The organism is Arhodomonas sp. KWT (assembly GCF_010993615.1).
This window is the reverse complement of sequence record NZ_WNXE01000055.1, coordinates 1,937-17,697: the sequence shown is the minus strand read 5'-3', so window position 1 is coordinate 17,697 and position 15,761 is coordinate 1,937. Positions and strand designations below refer to the sequence as shown.

The 15,761-nt window shown below is 62.6% G+C and carries 16 protein-coding genes; 15 read left to right on the top strand and 1 reads right to left on the bottom strand.

The window, feature by feature from the left end:
- Positions 1-389 precede the first annotated feature (389 nt).
- The 11 genes from G7A99_RS10255 to G7A99_RS10205 all read left to right on the top strand — a co-directional run bounded on the left by G7A99_RS10255 (position 390) and on the right by G7A99_RS10205 (position 11,553).
- The gene (locus G7A99_RS10255; RefSeq protein ID WP_163139959.1) at positions 390-917 is read left to right on the top strand and encodes a hypothetical protein; all 528 of its coding nucleotides are present in this window, start codon (positions 390-392) and stop codon (positions 915-917) included.
- A 103-nt stretch (positions 918-1,020) separates the two neighbouring features.
- Complete coding sequence (locus G7A99_RS10250) at positions 1,021-3,642, top strand: AAA family ATPase (RefSeq protein ID WP_163139957.1); 2,622 nt, start codon at positions 1,021-1,023, stop codon at positions 3,640-3,642.
- 108 nt (positions 3,643-3,750) lie between these two features.
- Entirely contained in the window at positions 3,751-4,080 is a 330-nt protein-coding gene (locus G7A99_RS10245) for a DHCW motif cupin fold protein (protein ID WP_018718520.1), read from the top strand.
- A 184-nt stretch (positions 4,081-4,264) separates the two neighbouring features.
- Positions 4,265-4,750, top strand: coding sequence for a hypothetical protein (locus tag G7A99_RS10240; RefSeq protein ID WP_018718519.1), 486 nt, complete (start codon positions 4,265-4,267; stop codon positions 4,748-4,750).
- Between the two features lie 379 nt (positions 4,751-5,129).
- On the top strand, positions 5,130-5,351 hold the full coding sequence (locus G7A99_RS10235; protein ID WP_026321131.1) for a GDCCVxC domain-containing (seleno)protein: 222 nt from the start codon (positions 5,130-5,132) through the stop codon (positions 5,349-5,351).
- Positions 5,352-5,659: 308 nt separating this feature from the next.
- Positions 5,660-7,090: an MFS transporter gene (locus tag G7A99_RS10230; protein WP_205599800.1), complete on the top strand. Its 1,431-nt coding sequence runs from the start codon at positions 5,660-5,662 to the stop codon at positions 7,088-7,090.
- 582 nt (positions 7,091-7,672) lie between these two features.
- Positions 7,673-8,527, top strand: coding sequence for an aldo/keto reductase (locus G7A99_RS10225; protein WP_018718516.1), 855 nt, complete (start codon positions 7,673-7,675; stop codon positions 8,525-8,527).
- Positions 8,528-9,597: 1,070 nt separating this feature from the next.
- Complete coding sequence (locus tag G7A99_RS10220) at positions 9,598-9,810, top strand: DUF4177 domain-containing protein (RefSeq protein WP_018718515.1); 213 nt, start codon at positions 9,598-9,600, stop codon at positions 9,808-9,810.
- Positions 9,811-9,922: 112 nt separating this feature from the next.
- The gene (locus tag G7A99_RS10215; RefSeq protein ID WP_205599799.1) at positions 9,923-10,255 is read left to right on the top strand and encodes a TM2 domain-containing protein; all 333 of its coding nucleotides are present in this window, start codon (positions 9,923-9,925) and stop codon (positions 10,253-10,255) included.
- Between the two features lie 115 nt (positions 10,256-10,370).
- Positions 10,371-10,982, top strand: coding sequence for a LysE family translocator (locus G7A99_RS10210; protein WP_163139953.1), 612 nt, complete (start codon positions 10,371-10,373; stop codon positions 10,980-10,982).
- A 61-nt stretch (positions 10,983-11,043) separates the two neighbouring features.
- Complete coding sequence (locus G7A99_RS10205) at positions 11,044-11,553, top strand: GFA family protein (RefSeq protein ID WP_205599798.1); 510 nt, start codon at positions 11,044-11,046, stop codon at positions 11,551-11,553.
- 443 nt (positions 11,554-11,996) lie between these two features.
- On the opposite strand, the gene G7A99_RS10200 is transcribed toward G7A99_RS10205, so the two are convergent.
- A complete protein-coding gene (locus G7A99_RS10200; RefSeq protein WP_163139952.1) occupies positions 11,997-12,554 on the bottom strand; it encodes a TetR/AcrR family transcriptional regulator in 558 nt (185 codons plus the stop codon).
- Positions 12,555-12,639: 85 nt separating this feature from the next.
- On the opposite strand from G7A99_RS10200, the gene G7A99_RS10195 reads away from it, so the two are divergent.
- From G7A99_RS10195 to G7A99_RS10180, 4 genes are all read left to right on the top strand, one after another.
- A complete protein-coding gene (locus G7A99_RS10195; RefSeq protein ID WP_240466233.1) occupies positions 12,640-13,857 on the top strand; it encodes an MFS transporter in 1,218 nt (405 codons plus the stop codon).
- A 79-nt stretch (positions 13,858-13,936) separates the two neighbouring features.
- Positions 13,937-14,689, top strand: a complete 753-nt coding sequence (locus tag G7A99_RS10190; protein WP_018718509.1) for a methyltransferase domain-containing protein — start codon at positions 13,937-13,939, stop codon at positions 14,687-14,689.
- 88 nt (positions 14,690-14,777) lie between these two features.
- Positions 14,778-15,050, top strand: a complete 273-nt coding sequence (locus tag G7A99_RS10185) for a putative quinol monooxygenase (protein WP_163139949.1) — start codon at positions 14,778-14,780, stop codon at positions 15,048-15,050.
- Between the two features lie 29 nt (positions 15,051-15,079).
- Positions 15,080-15,520, top strand: a complete 441-nt coding sequence (locus G7A99_RS10180) for a DUF123 domain-containing protein (RefSeq protein ID WP_163139947.1) — start codon at positions 15,080-15,082, stop codon at positions 15,518-15,520.
- Positions 15,521-15,761: the final 241 nt, after the last annotated feature.

Sequence of the window (15,761 nt, the reverse complement as noted above, 5' to 3'; positions counted from 1 at the left end):
GCTAGTGTGCTCAGCACCTCTCGGGCCAACCACAGAGGATAACTCCTCGGCGAGATGCAATCATCCGAGACCCTACAATTAGCCATGTCGATGACTACCTCCAGTTCTACAATCAGCGTCGGCTGCATTCGGCGCTGGGCTTTCAATCACCGGCCGCCTTCGGGAAACTGGCCGCGTGAACGTGTCCAATTCAGCCGGGCAAGGTCACTGGTGCTTCAAAGCCGGCCGGTTAAGCTGAGCGTTATGCGGAGGTCGTCAAAGACCGTTAACTGGATGAGGTTGGCCTCGCCTTGGTTGGTCACAATGGTCGAAAAAGGGGGGTATCTGAAACGCAGATTCCTTGTGTTAGCGTTAGCGGAAAAAAGGTGATTGGAGAGCTTGGTACTATAATGGATAAAGACGAACAGTATACGGCTTTAATGGCCACATGGTCTTCGGGAGTGATTGCCTATCATAGCCTGTTTTCAGCCTATCTAACCGCTAGTTCGATTTTCGTTGCTGCCAGCGTATTTCTTTTGAATGCGTTTTTTTCTAATGGCGGCGAAACTATGATTGCTTTCTTTCTGGTGTTTATCGGAGTCATAGGGGTATTTACTTCATTTCAAATGGCTGTGGGCCTTGAGCGTTTCACCGGGCAAAACCAGTATTTTGAATGGGAGTTGCGTGGGATAGAGGCTGCAGAGCAGTTCGGCGGTGTCAAACTATTCCAAAATTTACATTCATGGAGGGAGCGTCAGAGGGAGATAGAGAACAAAGCTCTAGAGCCTCCAAAATACAAGCCAAATTGGGCCACTAAGATTCACCGGTTCAAGCTCGCCGCGAGGGCAAAGGCGTTTCCATGGATCTTTGGTTTATATTTTATAGTGATTATTGCGTTTATATTCCTAGATCAGTTCGAGATCATTCGGTTTGCATAACAAGTCGCGCCACGCGGACGCACTAAAGTGCGCCGGTGCGCTCTGGCGTTATGCAAGAACGTATTTGGAATGGGCAATAAGTGCCGAGGAAGCGGGAAAGTAGATGAGAATCCTGAACGAGATTCTGAAATGGACTCGATCGCGTCCATCATGGCAGCGGGATGCGTGCCGGCGCCTACTTCAAAAGGAAAATGGATTAGGTGAGGTCGACTACTCCGAACTCTACGAGCTCCTGAAAAAGGACCATGGCATAAAGACCGATCGTGCCGTCACCTCAGTGCCACTAGAAAATGAACATCTTCCCGCCGAACGCACGCTCGGCGAGACCGTTACCCTTTTATCGTTGCGTGACCTGAATAACGTCAATCAGATCTCAAACGATCAGAACCTAGGATTCGCCCAGACCGGGATGACCGTGGTCTACGGGGGGAACGGGACCGGTAAATCCGGCTATGCACGGGTCATGAAACGAGCCTGCCGTGCCAGAGATCAGTCCGAACCAATTCATCCAAATGCAAACGATCCTTCGGTCGCAAGGAAAGAGCCGACAGCGAAATTCGATGTTGAAGTATATGGCCGGGTCGAAGAGGTCGAATGGTCTCGGGGAGCGACACCACCAGATCGGCTGTCCATGATATCGGTATTCGATTCGAAGTGCGCTCGCTCATATATAACGGCGGAACAAGATGTCGCGTACCTCCCCTATGGTCTAGATATTTTGGAAAACCTTGCAAAAGAAGTTGTGCCGAAAATTTCGGAAAAGCTCGACGCCGAACTCGCCGGAATCGACATCGATACTACCCCATTTAAGCATCTCGTTGGTGATACAGAGGTCGGGAAAACAATTAAAAACCTCTCCGCCAAATCAGACGTAGATGCGATAACTTCTCTCGGAACGTTAACAGAAGGAGAAATCAAACGAATTGCCGACCTCGAAGTAGCTCTCAAGGAAGCGGACCCCTTCGCCAAAGGCGAAGAGTTTCGGCGTTCGGCAATTCGTTTGAAGGCCTATGCCGAAAAACTGTCCAGCCCTCTTGTTTGGGTCAGCGACCACGCAGTTGAGAAGCTAGAAAGACTCAACGGAGAAAGAGCTGCCGCAGAGGCCGCCGAGAAGAAGGCAGCAGATGCATTGCGCGCCGGTGAGGAATTGCTCCCGGGAACGGGAGACCAAACTTGGAAACGTCTGTTTGATTCGGCGAAACGCTACTTCACGGAAGTGGCATATCCGGGTGAAGCGTTTCCGGCAAATGTCGAAGGGAAGGTCTGTCCTTTGTGTCAGGAAGATTTGCCGGATGCCGCTAATCAGCGCCTCAAGAGATTTCACGAGTACATTGAGAACGACGTCGCAAAGACGGCGGACAACGCTCGCAGAAAAGTCGAAGAGGCTAAAACGAAAATCGAGGCCGCAAGTCTGTCAATTTCGCCCGACGAAGCACTCGCTGATGAGTTAAAGGGACTCGATGACGAAATCCTCCCAAAAATCGCCGACTTCGAAGCTTCGCTTGAGGCCCGTAGAGCTTCGATGCTGGATTCCTTGGGGAAATCAGACTGGAGCGATATTTCTGGCTTAAACGAATCGCCGCGGGTCTACGTACGGCAACTCGCCGCGCATCAGCTTAAGTCGTGTCGGGAGCTAAGGAGGGCCGCGGACGAAGAGAAGCGGCGACAGCTTGAGGAGGAATTGGCTGAGTTGTCGGCGAGGCAACGCCTAGCGACGAGCTTGAAAGCCGTGATCGACTTGCTGGAACGGATGAAAAGGAAAGCGGCCCTTGAGAAGTGTCGGCAAAGCCTAAAAACCCGTCCAATCTCCGACAAATCGAAAGAGTTGGCGTCAGTAGCAGTAACTGAGGAACTTCGAAAAGCGCTTGATGAAGAATTCAACAGATTGGGAATTGGACATATCAAGACGAAACTCAAGGAGCGAAGCGCTCGTGGAAGGATGCTCCATCAACTGCTCCTCGACCTTCCAACGACAAACAAGATCGAGGAAATTTTGAGTGAAGGTGAACAGCGTGCCATTGCCCTAGGTTCGTTTTTTGCGGAGCTGGCGTTGGCGGATCATTCCTGCGGGATTGTTTTTGATGATCCCGTCTCTTCATTGGATCATAAGAGGCGAGGAAAAGTCGCAAAACGAATGGTGAGGGAAGCGAGCTCCCGGCAGGTGATCGTGTTCACGCATGACGTGGTGTTCTTGGAGCAGTTGCGCACGGAGTGCGACCGTGCGTTGCACGAGCCGACGATCACTAGTCTCGATCGTGTGGGCGCGAGCGCTGGCATCGTCAGTTCGGGGTTGCCCTGGGCGCATCAGAGCGTCGGGGAGCGCATCGATGTACTGGAAAAGGCGCAAAAACACTTTGAGAAGTTGCCATGGCCGGCCGAGCCGTCTGCGGAATTGGCTGGGGAGATTACCCGGCAGTATAGCCTTCTGCGAGCCACGATAGAGCGCGTGGTCCAGGATCATTTGCTCAATGGCACGGTTCAGCGTTTCAGGGATTATATCGACGTAAAAAGGTTATCGAAAGTAGTGGGCCTTCGGCAAGCCGAAGTGGATGAATTATTCCGGCTCAACCAAAGATGCCACGATATCGTGGAAGCCCATGATCCTGCATCCGCTAAGGATGAACCGCCGCCGACGCCCGACGAGCTAAAGCAAGATATTGCGGATCTTCGAGCACTAGTGGAGACGGTGAGAGCCCGAAGGAATGCTGCGCGAGGGTCCGCTTAGGGGATGCATGCATAACAATGCCATCAACTCGGATGGACAAAAGCGTAGCCTTGCTACGCTTTTGTCCACCGGTTATGGCGGCCGTTATATGCCTAAGGAGCGACAATCTTGAACATCACAGATCTACCTTTTGGGGTTACTGATTGGTCTGAGGTCGAGAAGACCGAGCATGCCGGGGAGAGGGGCGTGGCGTACTGGCGAACCCGACACTTCGGGGATATCCGGGTGCGGATGGTGGAGTACAGCCCGGGCTATCTGGCGGATCACTGGTGCGCGAAGGGGCACATACTTCTTTGTCTGGAAGGTGAGCTTCAGACTGAGCTGGAAGACGGCCGGTGCTTCACGCTCACTCCCGGTTCGAGCTATCAGGTCGCGGATAATGCGGAGCTTCACCGCTCATCAACTGAGCGGGGCGCCAGGCTATTCATCGTCGACTGAACACTCATGGCCAGACCGTTCACCGGAGGCCGAAGCCTTTGCGTCGCCGCGACCTTGTCACCGGTGATAGCGAGCGTTAAGGCGCTCCCCGAACACCATGCCCTTGAGTTCATCGTATGCACTACGACTGCTTTTCGGGAGTGCCGCAGTTGCCGCACCGGCGCTCCACTCCCTCACCGACGTGATGGAATGGTACCAGGATGGTTTCTCGACGGCGCAGCTCTGGCTGAACTATGTCGCGTTCCTGCCGATGCCGTGGTTGCTGCTCGGGGTCTATGCCGTGCGGGCCGAGGCGCTTGGCGCCGGTGCATTGATCGGGGCGGTGCTCTACGGGATCGCCTTTACGTATTTCGCTCACACGACGCTGTACGCCCTGAGCGCGGGTGTGCCGGACTACGAGTCGCTCTGGGGGCAGCTAGGACCGCTCTACACGGTTCATGGTGCGCTGATGGTGGTCGGCGGGCTGCTTTTCGCCAATTCGGCGCTCAGGGGGAAGGGCCTGCCCGCGGCGGCGGTCCTGCTGTTCGGTATCGGCCTGCTCGTGAACCTCGTGCTGGCGGTGGTTCCGGTGCCGGACATCCTGCAGGCCGTCGGCACGGCGATCCGTAATGCCGGCTTGGTCGGTATGGGCTATGCGGTTTTGCGGGAGAAACGAGGCGGCGCGTTCTGATCGGTACGTTGAGCTCGGGGCCAGCTCTAACATGCCGAGACATGGCGGTGGGAAGGCTGATCAGCTGGTGTAAGGCACGGTACAGGAAGGTTCCGTTGGTCTGGCTACAGGGAGGTAAGCCATGGCAAGGCCGCTGTGCCTTGAGTACGCGGGCGCGATCTATCACGTCTTCTCTCGCGGCAACCGCCGTGATCCGATCTATCTGGATGATCAGAGTTTCGCGAGCTTCCTCGATCTGCTCGGCGAGGCGTGCGTGCGGTTCAACGGGATCGTCCACGCATACTGCCTGATGTGTCCGCTTGGGAGGTTAAGAGGATACCTTGTTGGACAGTGTCAGGTGCCGAGGCTGGCACCGTGGCGCCGGTACCGGGAGGGAGAAATGGTCGAAGTCATTCTGCAGTCGGTTATCACGTGTCCGGAATGTGGTCACCGTAAGACGGAAACAATGCCGACGGACGCCTGCACCTATTTCTACGAGTGTGAGTCCTGCGGCGCGCTGCTCAAGCCGAAGCCCGGTGACTGCTGCGTGTTCTGCTCATTCGGGTCGGTGGCGTGTCCGCCGGTTCAGGAAGGCTCCGGGTGCTGTACCCCGGGCGAGTGACACGCCGCGTCAGGACCGGCGCCGCGTGCGGCAGGAATTCGGCCCGCTGGACGGCGGAAGAGAGGCCCAGGGTTACGCGTCGAGCGCGAAACGCCCGCGGATGGAGTTCGGGTGACAGGGGGGCGTTGGTGCGCGCTTCCTTCTCCCGCCACGGCAAAGGGGCGGTCAGTGTGAGACGCCGTGAGGGTCGGGCGTCGTTTGTGGGCGAATGCGCTCCGGGCGGTAGGCCGCAGGACTACCGGGCATCTGCTGGTTCCGCCCCATAGACCAGAACGATTTGCTTTGAGGTTCAATCGGATGGACGTTGTGTGCCTCCCGCGTCCGTGTCTGTCATGGGAGGGTCGCACGGTGGCCAAGGCGAATGCGTACTGGGGTCACGAACCGGTGGCGCGCGCATGCCCGGGGCTCTGCATGGGACCGGACCGGGGCGGTGTTGTCGATATCGGTCCGGCGGAGGTGACATGAAGTATCCCACGAGCACGGGGTTTGCGCTGCTGGGTGCGGCGCTGATTGCGATCAGTTACGGGCTGGCGCGCTTCGCCTTCGGGCTTTTCGTGCCGCCCATCCGTGCCGATCTGGAGCTGACGCCGTACGTGATCGGCATCATCGGTGCGCTGCCGCTCATCAGCTTCGTGCTGGCCACGCTGGTTGCCCCGTGGGCCGCGGATCGCCTGGGCGCCCGCAACACGGCCGTGCTCTCCGGTGCGTTCGGCGCCGGCGGTCTGGCGGTCATCAGTCAAGCGTCCGGCGCGCAGTCCCTCGGTGTGGGGGTGTTCGCCTGCGGCATCTGCACGGGGCTGATGATGCCGGCACTCACGGCCGCCATGCAGGTGCTGGTTAAGCGCTCGCTGCATGGGCGCGTGAGTTCGGTGATGAACGCGGGGACGAGCATCGGTGTGGCGGTTGCCGTGCCGGCGGTCCTGTTCCTGGCCACGGCCTGGCGTTTCGCGTACGTGTCGTTTGCCATCCTGGCGGCTATCGGGATCGTGGCCGCCTGGTACTTCATCCCCTCGGTGTCGCGGGCGACGGCGGCGATTACCGCGGCCGCGGCGCCGCCGCCGATCACTGCCCTGCAGTGGGCGCGTCTGTTCAGGCTCTCGCTGTTTTCCTTCGCGATGGGCTTCGTCTCCTCCGCGTACTGGATCTTCGCGCCGGATCTGGTGGTCACCCTCGGTGCCTTGCCGCCCGGGACGACCGGCTGGCTGTGGCTCGCCGTCGGCATCGCGGGGCTCGGGGGCGCGGTGGTGGCGGACCTGGCCGATCGCAACAACCCGCCCATCACCCAGGCGCTCATGCTGATGATGCTCTCCGCGAGCCTGGCGTTGCTCGCGGCCAGTCCCGGCCGGCTGGCGATTACCGCCTTCTCCGCGCTGGTCTTCGGCCTGGCCTACATGAGCCTGACCGGGCTGTACCTGATGACGGGCATCCGGCTGTTGCCGGGCCGGCTGTCGATGGGGCCGGTCCTGCCATTCATGGCCGTCTCGCTCGGGCAGGCCACGGGCTCGCCCGTGGTCGGCGTGCTGGTGAACGCGCTCGGCTACGCCGATGCGTTCGCCGTGTTCTCCTCGATCGGCATCCTGGTGGCGATCCTGTCGCCGCTGTATCCGCGCTACATCGAGCACGGGGCGGAAGAGGAGGCCGAGGAGGAAACCGGCCTCCAGGCGGCGTTCGATCACCAAGTCCAGGACGTGGATGGCGAGACGCCGGAGCCCGCTACGGAGGAGGCCGATCGGCCCTAGGCCGCGCGGCGCTCCTGGCCCGAACGCAGCCACGTGGCGAGTGCGCCAGCCGGAGCGGAGTGACGACGTGCGCCTGGTTGGGCAATCAGGTGCCGCACGGGTGTTGAAATCCGGGAACCGACCCCCGACTTTCCTTCGGTAGGTCACTACTTAATTCCGATGTGACGGCATGCAGCAGGGGTTTGCGCCGCGATGTCCTCTGGCGGGCGCTACGCGGCATGAATCGGCCGGTGCGACCGGGCGTTTGCTGCGGGCCGGTCTGCGATGTCGTCGTTTCCTGTGGAATCAATGGTTTCCTTTACGAGGGCGCGGCAACGGGAAAGGGTGCAACGGCGACGGGGGCCTCCGGAGCGTGGCACCACCGGCGCGTTGTCGCTGCCTTCGCGCCAGCATCCCGCCCGGGCAGCCGTGGTCCGTGCGATTGCCACTGCTGGCGATGTCTGGCGGTAGAGGGGCCCGGCCGTGCGTCGGCACGAGGTAGGCCCCTTCCGGTTGGAGCCGGGTCCGGAGCTCGAAGCGATCAGAAGACATTTGTTCCCTCGCCGGAATGGATACAACGGCGTGTAACCAGGAGAACGCATTATGCTGCTAGAAGAGACCTATACCCTCTCTAATGGCGTTGAGATCCCCAAGCTGGGGCTTGGCACGTGGTTCATCGAGGGTAAGGATGCCGAAGAGGCGGTGAAGGAGGCCGCCAGGCTCGGTTACCGCCATATCGATACCGCGCAGGACTACGGCAACGAGGCCGAGGTGGCTGCGGGTATCAAGGCCTGTGGGGTTAGCCGTGAGGAGATGTTTGTCACCACCAAGCTCGCGGCGCGGTACAAGGACTACAAGGGCGCGGTAGAGTCCATCGAGGGCTCCCTTCAGCGCATGGGCCTGGATTACATCGACATGATGATCATCCACAGCCCCCAGCCCTGGGACAGCTTCGGTGAGGCGGATCGCTTCCTCGAAGGCAACCGCGAGGCCTGGCGCGCGCTCGAGGAGGCCCACAAGGCAGGCAGGATCCGCGCGATCGGCCTGTCCAACTTCGCCGAGCAGGACATCGACAACATCCTGGAGTCCTGCACGGTCAAACCGGTGGTCAACCAGATCCTGGCGCACGTGAGCAACACCCCCTGGGACCTGATCAAGTACTCGAAGGACAAGGGGCTGCTCGTCGAGGCGTACTCGCCGGTGGGCCACGGTGAGCTGTTCAAGAACGAGCAGATCGCGGAAATGGCCAGGAAGTACGGTGTCTCCGTGCCGCAGCTGTGCATCCGCTACGATCTGCAGCTCGGCCTGCTGCCGCTGCCCAAGACGGCCAACCCGGAGCACATGAAGAACAACGCGGACGTGGACTTCGTGATCGCCGATGACGACATGGAGACGCTGAAGAACATGGAGCCGATCAAGGACTACGGCGACGCCAGCGTCTTCCCGGTGTTCCAGTAATCACGGGGAAGCCCTGCGTGTTTGAACCGGGTCCGGCCCTTTCGGTGTACCGAAAGGGCCGGGCGTCTCCCGCTTCCAGCCCCCCGTTGCCGTAACAGCGCGCGTTTAAGGGGCTATCCGGCGCGCTCCCTCCGCGGCGGCGACTATGGCGGTTTCCCGGAGCGCAAGACCTGCTCTGCCTGCGCTTAACAGGTGGTTCACGCTCGCTGCCAGCCGGACCGCTATCACCCATTGAGCGAAATCCCCGAGGGGAACCCCACCCGGCCAGGGGGCAGCCCTACGGCCTCCGACTCCTCGTTGGCTCCCGGGCGCGAAGCCGGCCGGGATTCAGCGATATTCCCCGGGCGGACGTGAGTTCAGGAAGGGGTGCGCGATCACCCGTGATAGGCGGGTTAGGCACCGCCGAGTGCCCGGGTCACCCATTCCCACAGCCGCTCCGGCGTGGCCGAGTCGCCGTCGTAGAGCACCCGGTAGATGAGCGGGCCGATGATGAAGCCACTGCGCCCTGCACTATGCGAGATCCGTCATGGGAATTTATCCACCGAAATCCGCCGGCTGACGGTATACTCCCCCCTTTGCCTGCATCGGCAACGCTTGGGCATGTGGTGTTGGATGGTTCGGTGAGGCTGTTGAGCGTGGCGGTTTTGAGTATATGTGAATAGTTTATATCGGGGTGTGGCGGGCGGGAAATAAAGGATTTCAGTGCGGAATAAACGGCGGGCACTTCCGGCGGCAATCCGGGCATAAAACATGGGTTTCGCCTTGTCGGGATTCGGATAACAGCGTGTTGATCGTTTCGTTTTTTCCGCATTCCATGTCTCCCGCGTTTCAGCCTTGGGCACTCAAGGCATATCAACGCTTTCGGACCAGTCAATAAGAACGCATAGCGATCAGCTCAGGAAGGTGATTACCACGCGATCACGCAAACCGGCACGGCCGTTATGGGGACAGTCCGGCGGCGAGGTGTTGCCTGGCGCCGATTGCTATCCATCGAAACGGTGGGCTCCCGCCATGCCACCCCGAGTGGCGGGAGTCGGCATGTTGATCGGGGCAACAAGAAGGAAAACCTGATGGATTATAAGGAGTACAAGGTGCTCTACGTGGTCGAGGGCGGCCTTGGTACGATCTTTCTGGGGGCGTCGGGCATTCCGATCAAGAAGATGGAGACCGCTTTGAACAAGGAAGCGGCGGACGGGTGGACGGTGGTCTTCCAGGTTCTGGAGCAGAAACGTTTCATGCTCTTCTGGAAGCGGGAGGCGGTGATCGTCACCCTCGGTCGCTAGGCCTGCCGTAGCAGGCGAATGGCATCGGGAGGGAGCCCTCCCGGTGCAAAAAGGAGATTTTCCAATGTCTAAAGAGGCCGTCCAGGAGAGGGAAGAGAGCATCCGCAGGCTGGTGAGGGAGCTGCCGGATGACAAGCGGCTGCGGTATTTCAGGGAGGTGGAGCGCAAGATCAAGGATCCGGATACCTATGCGACCCTGAACTTTATATTTTTCGCCGGGCTGCACCACTTCTATCTCGGCAAATGGCTGTACGGCATCATCAACATGGCCGTGTTCTGGGTAGGGGTGGCCATGCTGTTCACGGACCATGTCGGGCTGGGTGTCCTAGTGCTGATCGGTGTCAGCGTTCTGGAGCTCTGCGAGCTGTTCCGCTCGCAGGTGATCGTGCAGAAGTACAACAACCAGGTCATGGAGAGGGTCTACAATTCCGTCAGCAGGGCCTGAGGAGACGGGTCCGGAGATGGTCGTGTACAGCGCGCCGTTCCCCGCCTCCCGTTGGCGTGCATGCCTCGGTTAGCCATTGGCGGTGTGCGGTGACTATGGCGCCTGGAGAAGGTTCGTGACGCTCGAATACCTCGTGACCTCGCTCATCGTCGTCCTGCTGCCGGGGACGGGCGTCATCTATACGCTTGCATTCGGGCTCGGCCGCGGCTGGCGGGCCAGCGTGCTCGCGGCGTTTGGCTGCACGCTCGGGATCGTCCCTCATGCCGTGGCGAGTACTGCGGGGCTTGCGGCGCTCCTCTATACGAGCGCATTGGCGTTTCAGGTTGTGAAATACCTCGGGGTGGCGTACCTGCTCTACATGGCGTGGGGCGTACTCCAGGAGAGAGATGCGCTGCAGGTATCGGGGCGAAGCGAGCCGACGCCGGACATCAGGATCGTTGTTGACGGGGTGTTGCTGAATATTCTCAACCCCAAACTGTCCCTGTTTTTCCTGGCGTTCCTGCCCCAGTTCGTGCCGGGCAGTGCCGTTGCGCCAGCGGAGTATATGCTGGGGCTGGCCGCGGTCTTCATGCTCCTCACGTTCGTCATTTTCGTCGGATACGGCGCGTTCGCATCGGCGGTGCGTCGCTACGTTGTCTCCAGTCCGGGCGTCATGGTCTGGTGCAGACGTGGCTTCGCAGCGGTGTTCGTCGCGCTCGGGGTCCGGCTCGCGCTGGCCGAGCGGTGATTGCCGTCATGATGCGCCGATGCGTTGTCCTGTGGCATGGCGCCGGGTTGTCCCACGTCAAATGGAAATCGATGAAGACACCGTATCGGGGTGGCAATGCGGCCGTATCGATACGCTGCCTTCAATCTGGCTTGAACGGGGCCTGACGCCGCCTAAAGGAGGGACCACGATGGCGATCAACGGTGGGTGTTTGTGCGGCAGGGTTCGGTATGAGGTCGCCGGAGGGCTTTCAGGTGCCGATCACTGCCACTGCTCCCGGTGCAGGCGGCAGCATGGTGCCGCGTTCGCGACCTATGCCGACCTTGATCCGGCCGATTTCAGGTGGACCGCCGGAGCGGCATTCGTGAAGGTCTATGAGACGTCCTCGGGGGCCGGATGGTGTTTCTGCAGCGAGTGCGGATCGTCGCTGGCAGGCACGGTGAACGGCGAGGTCACCGCGATTACGCTGGGCACGGTCGAGGGCGATCCGGGCGTGACGCCGGGGTTTCATATATTCGTGGGCTCCCGGGCCCCGTGGTATGAAATCAGCGACGACATTCCGCAATTCGATGAAAGGCCGCCAGCGACCTAGCTGTGACCTTCCAGTAGGTTGTTCACTCGGGATCTACCCGGAAGACTGGCAGTGCGAGTCAAAACACTCCGCCGGGAGGTCCGGATGAACACCCCTGTGTGTGGATGTCGCACGAGGGGAGATAATGGAATTTCGGGTAGGTCGTGCGCCACAGGCGTGCGACATTCCGGGCCGGTCCCGGTGGCGTCGCACACGGCCTGCGGCCGTGCACGACCTAGCTGCTGACCGCCGTGGGGGCGTTGCGGGCCCAGGGATGGTTCCTGCCCGGCCAGCGGAATCCGGAGACTGTCGCCGGTTCCCGGTGATGTGTGCGGCGTGAACCGGCACTGGCTGCCGGGCGTGAAGCCGGCCGGCACTCAGCGATATTCCCCGATTGGATGCGGGTTCAGGAAGGGACGTGATCGCCCGTGATCCCGCTCGCGCTGAGCCCGCGGCGGTGCGGGCTAGACGCCGCCGAGCGCGCGGCTCACCCATTCCCGCAGCCGTTCCGGCGTGGCCGAGTCGCTGTCGTAGAGCACCCTATAGATGAGCGGGCCGATGATGAAGTCCATCAGGGTGTCGACGTCGGGCGGTGTCTCGCCGCGGGTGACGGCGCGCTGGTGGATCTGCGCGATCTGTTCCCGCGCATACTGGAAGCAGCGCTGGCGGCGGGTCTCGTCCGCGCTGGCCATGATCTCGCAGAGCATCTGGCGCCCGGGTGCCGATACCATTTCGTCGAGGTAGTGCTCGCCCCAGCTCAGGAGGTCCGAGGCGAGGGCGCCGGTGTCCTCAGGGGCGGTCTCGGGGCGGAAGCGCTCCAGGGTGACGTCCGCGAGCAGGTCGTTGAGGTTGCCCCAGCGGCGGTAGATGGTCGACGGGGTGACGCCGGCGTGGGCAGCGATGACGGGGATGGTGAGGTCCTCGCGGGATCGCTCGGCCTGCAGCTCGCGTACCGCCGTGTGCACGGCCTGCTGAACCCGGGCGCTGCGGCCGCCCGGACGTACCGACTCTCTCGTCGCCATAGGTCCTAAACGCAAAATATTTGCTTTTATCCGGTATAGCCACCACACTCCACTAACGCAAATATTTTGCATTAGTGGAGGTTCCATGGCATCGCCGCAGACGTCCCCGCCGGAACACGGGGTCGGCGCGCCCAGCTCACCCTGGAGGTTGGCCGTTTATGCTATCACGCTGTTCATGTTCCTCGCCGCGTCGAACGCGCCGACGCCGTTGTACCACCTCTACCAGGCGGAGTGGCATTTCTCGGCGACCGTGCTGAGCGTAGTGTTCGCGGTCTACGCCTTCACGCTGCTCCTTGCGCTGCTGGTCTTCGGTTCGCTCTCCGACCACGTCGGCCGCTGGCCGGTGATCGTCGGGGCGCTGCTGGTGGAGGTCGTGGCCATGCTGGCGTTCCGGTGGGCGGCGGGCGTGACCTGGCTGGTCGTTGCGCGGCTGTTGCAGGGGGCGGCAACAGGCGCCGCCACGAGCGCGCTGGCGGCGGCGCTCCTGGATGCGGACAGCCGCCGCGGGCCGGTATTCGCAGCGGTCGCGCCGCCGCTGGGGCTGGCCTTCGGCGTGCTCGGATCGAGCCTGATACAGCTCCGTGCGGCGGACCCGCTGCACGCGGTCTACGGTGTCCTGGTGGCGCTGTTTGCCGTGCTGTGCGTGCTCAACGTCTTCAGCGGTGAGCGGGCGCGGCGGCGTGCCGGTGCCTGGGCGTCGCTGTGGCCGCGGCTCACCGTCCCCGCCGCGGCGCGCCCGACCCTGTGGCGGGTGATCCCCATCAACATCGCGGTCTGGGCGCTCGGCGGGTTCTATTTCTCGCTGGCGCCGTCGCTCACCGAGCGCGTGATCGACCCGCAGTCGCCGCTGGTGGCCGGGGTGATCGTGTTCACCCTGCCTTTCGTCGGCGGTATCAGCGTCTACACGTTCCGCCGCCGGCCGGCGGCGGTCGCACTGCGCTTCGGCGGTTGGGGGCTGGCCATCGGGCTCGCCATCACGCTCGCCGGCGTGCATGGACAGATCGCCGCGCTGCTGCTAATCGGTACAGCGGTGGCAGGCATGGGTTTCGGCGCCGGGTTCATGGGGGCGCTGGGGGCCGTCATGCCGCTGGCGCCGGTGAGTGAGCGCTCCGCGCTGATGGCGGTGTTCTACGTCCTGAGCTACCTCTCGTTCAGCGTGCCTGCCATCATTGCCGGCCTGTCGACGCAGGTGCTGGGCGTGGTCCCCACCACCTACGGTTACGGTGCGGTCGTTGCGGCGCTGGCGCTCAGTGCACTGGCGGGCATGGCACGGCAGCGCCCGGCCTGCCCGGTGGGCGGCTGAACGGATCGGCCCGGTGCGGGCCGGGCGCCCACCGGGTGCTGCGGTGTGCCGCCGGGCTTCAAGGGGGAGGGCAGACCTCATGAGCGGAGAGTCGTACACGCCGGGCCATTCCGGGAATGCCACCGCGTTCATGGCCGCGCGCACCATCGAGTCGCACGGCCGTTTCTTCACGCCCCATCTGGAGCCGGGTGTGTCCGTCCTGGACTGCGGCTGCGGGCCCGGCTCGATCACCCTGGGCATTGCGGCACGCACCCACCCGGGCGAGGTCGTCGGCGTGGATTTCGGCGAGAGCCAGATCGAGCGGGCACGCGAGAGCGCCACCGGGGCGGGCGCGCACAACGTCCGTTTCCAGACGGCGGACTGCTACGCGCTGCCGTTTCCGGACGAATCCTTCGACCGCGTGTTCAGCAACGCGCTGATGGAGCACCTCGCCGACCCGGCGGCCGCGGTCCGTGAGTTTCACCGTATCCTCCGGCCGGGCGGCGTTATCGGCCTGTGCAGCCCGGACTGGGGCGGGTTCGTGCTCGCGCCGCCGTCCGACGCGCTGGACGGCGCCATCCGCGCCTACGAGGCGCTTCAGACCCGCAACGGCGGCGACGTCCGTGCCGGCCGTCGGCTCGGTGGATACCTGGCGGAGAGCGGTTTCAGCGCGGTCGCGATGTCGGCACGATACGAGTGCTACGATTCGCTGCCGGCCATCGGGGAGTACCTCGCGCTCCAGCTCGACGACAGCGGGGATGCCCGGTCCGCGGCCACGCTGCGCGACTGGAGCCGGTCTGAGGGCGGCATGTTCGCCCAGTGCTGGATCTCCTGCGTCGCGCGCAAGCCGTGATACCGGCGTGTGCGGCAGCGGCGGGCCATGTCGACGCCGCACCACTGTCGCTGGCGCGGCCGCCGGGGCCTGAAAGGAAACGCATTCGATGAGTGTCACGCGGATCAACCGTTTCACCTCGGAAGAGGGCATGGCCGCCGACCTCCACGAGGGACTGCGCGCCATCGTGCCGCTGGTAGAGGCCTCCGGGGGCTGCCTGTCGTCCCGGCTCATGCGCAACACGGACTTCGCCCGCGAGTTCGGGATCCAGGAAGAGAGGGCCTCCGTCGAGGCGCACCGGGCCTCCCTGGAGAGGGTGCCGCCCGAGACGGTCGCCATCGTCATGCCGCCGCTCGCCGGCGGGCACGTACCAAACCGGTGAGTGGCACCACCGGCCCGGCGGAACCGGCCATGACCGCGGATACCGGCACGTATGTCCTGATTCTGCGGTGCGATACCGCCGCGCGGCTGCGCATCGGGCGCTGGGGTGTCCTCCACGCCCGGTCCGGTTACTACGCCTACGTGGGCAGTGCCTTCGGGCCCGGCGGTGTGCGCGCCCGCGTCGCGCGGCACGCCCGCCGGGGCAAGGCGATGCACTGGCACGTGGACTACCTCCGCGAGCATGCGGTGCTGGCGTCGGTGTGGTTCGCGCATTCAGGCACCCGGCTGGAGCACGAGTGGGCCGATGCGCTGGCGGGGCTCGCCGGTATGGAGCCGGTTAACGGCTTCGGCTGCAGTGACTGCCGGTGCGAGTCCCACCTGTTCTTCTCGCCGGCGGAGCCGTTGCCGGACCGGTTCCGGCGCGTTGCGCTCGGTACGGTGGCCGTCTGGCGCCCGGATGAGGCCGTTTAATGGCGAAAGTGGACCGGGATTGCCCTTTTGCATGAATCGGGTGCGACGGCGTGCGTTTCCCGCCGGCAGGTGTCCGGCATACGACGCCGCCTGGACACACGGGAGACCTCCCACGGCCGCCGGTCGCCGGGAGCAACCGATCCGCCCGGGCCACGGCGGTTCCGTCCTCCCGCAGGTCGGCTGCTCAGGGCAGCCGACGTTGCCGGCACCGCAGGACGTGACGTTGGCTGCCAGGAGCAGC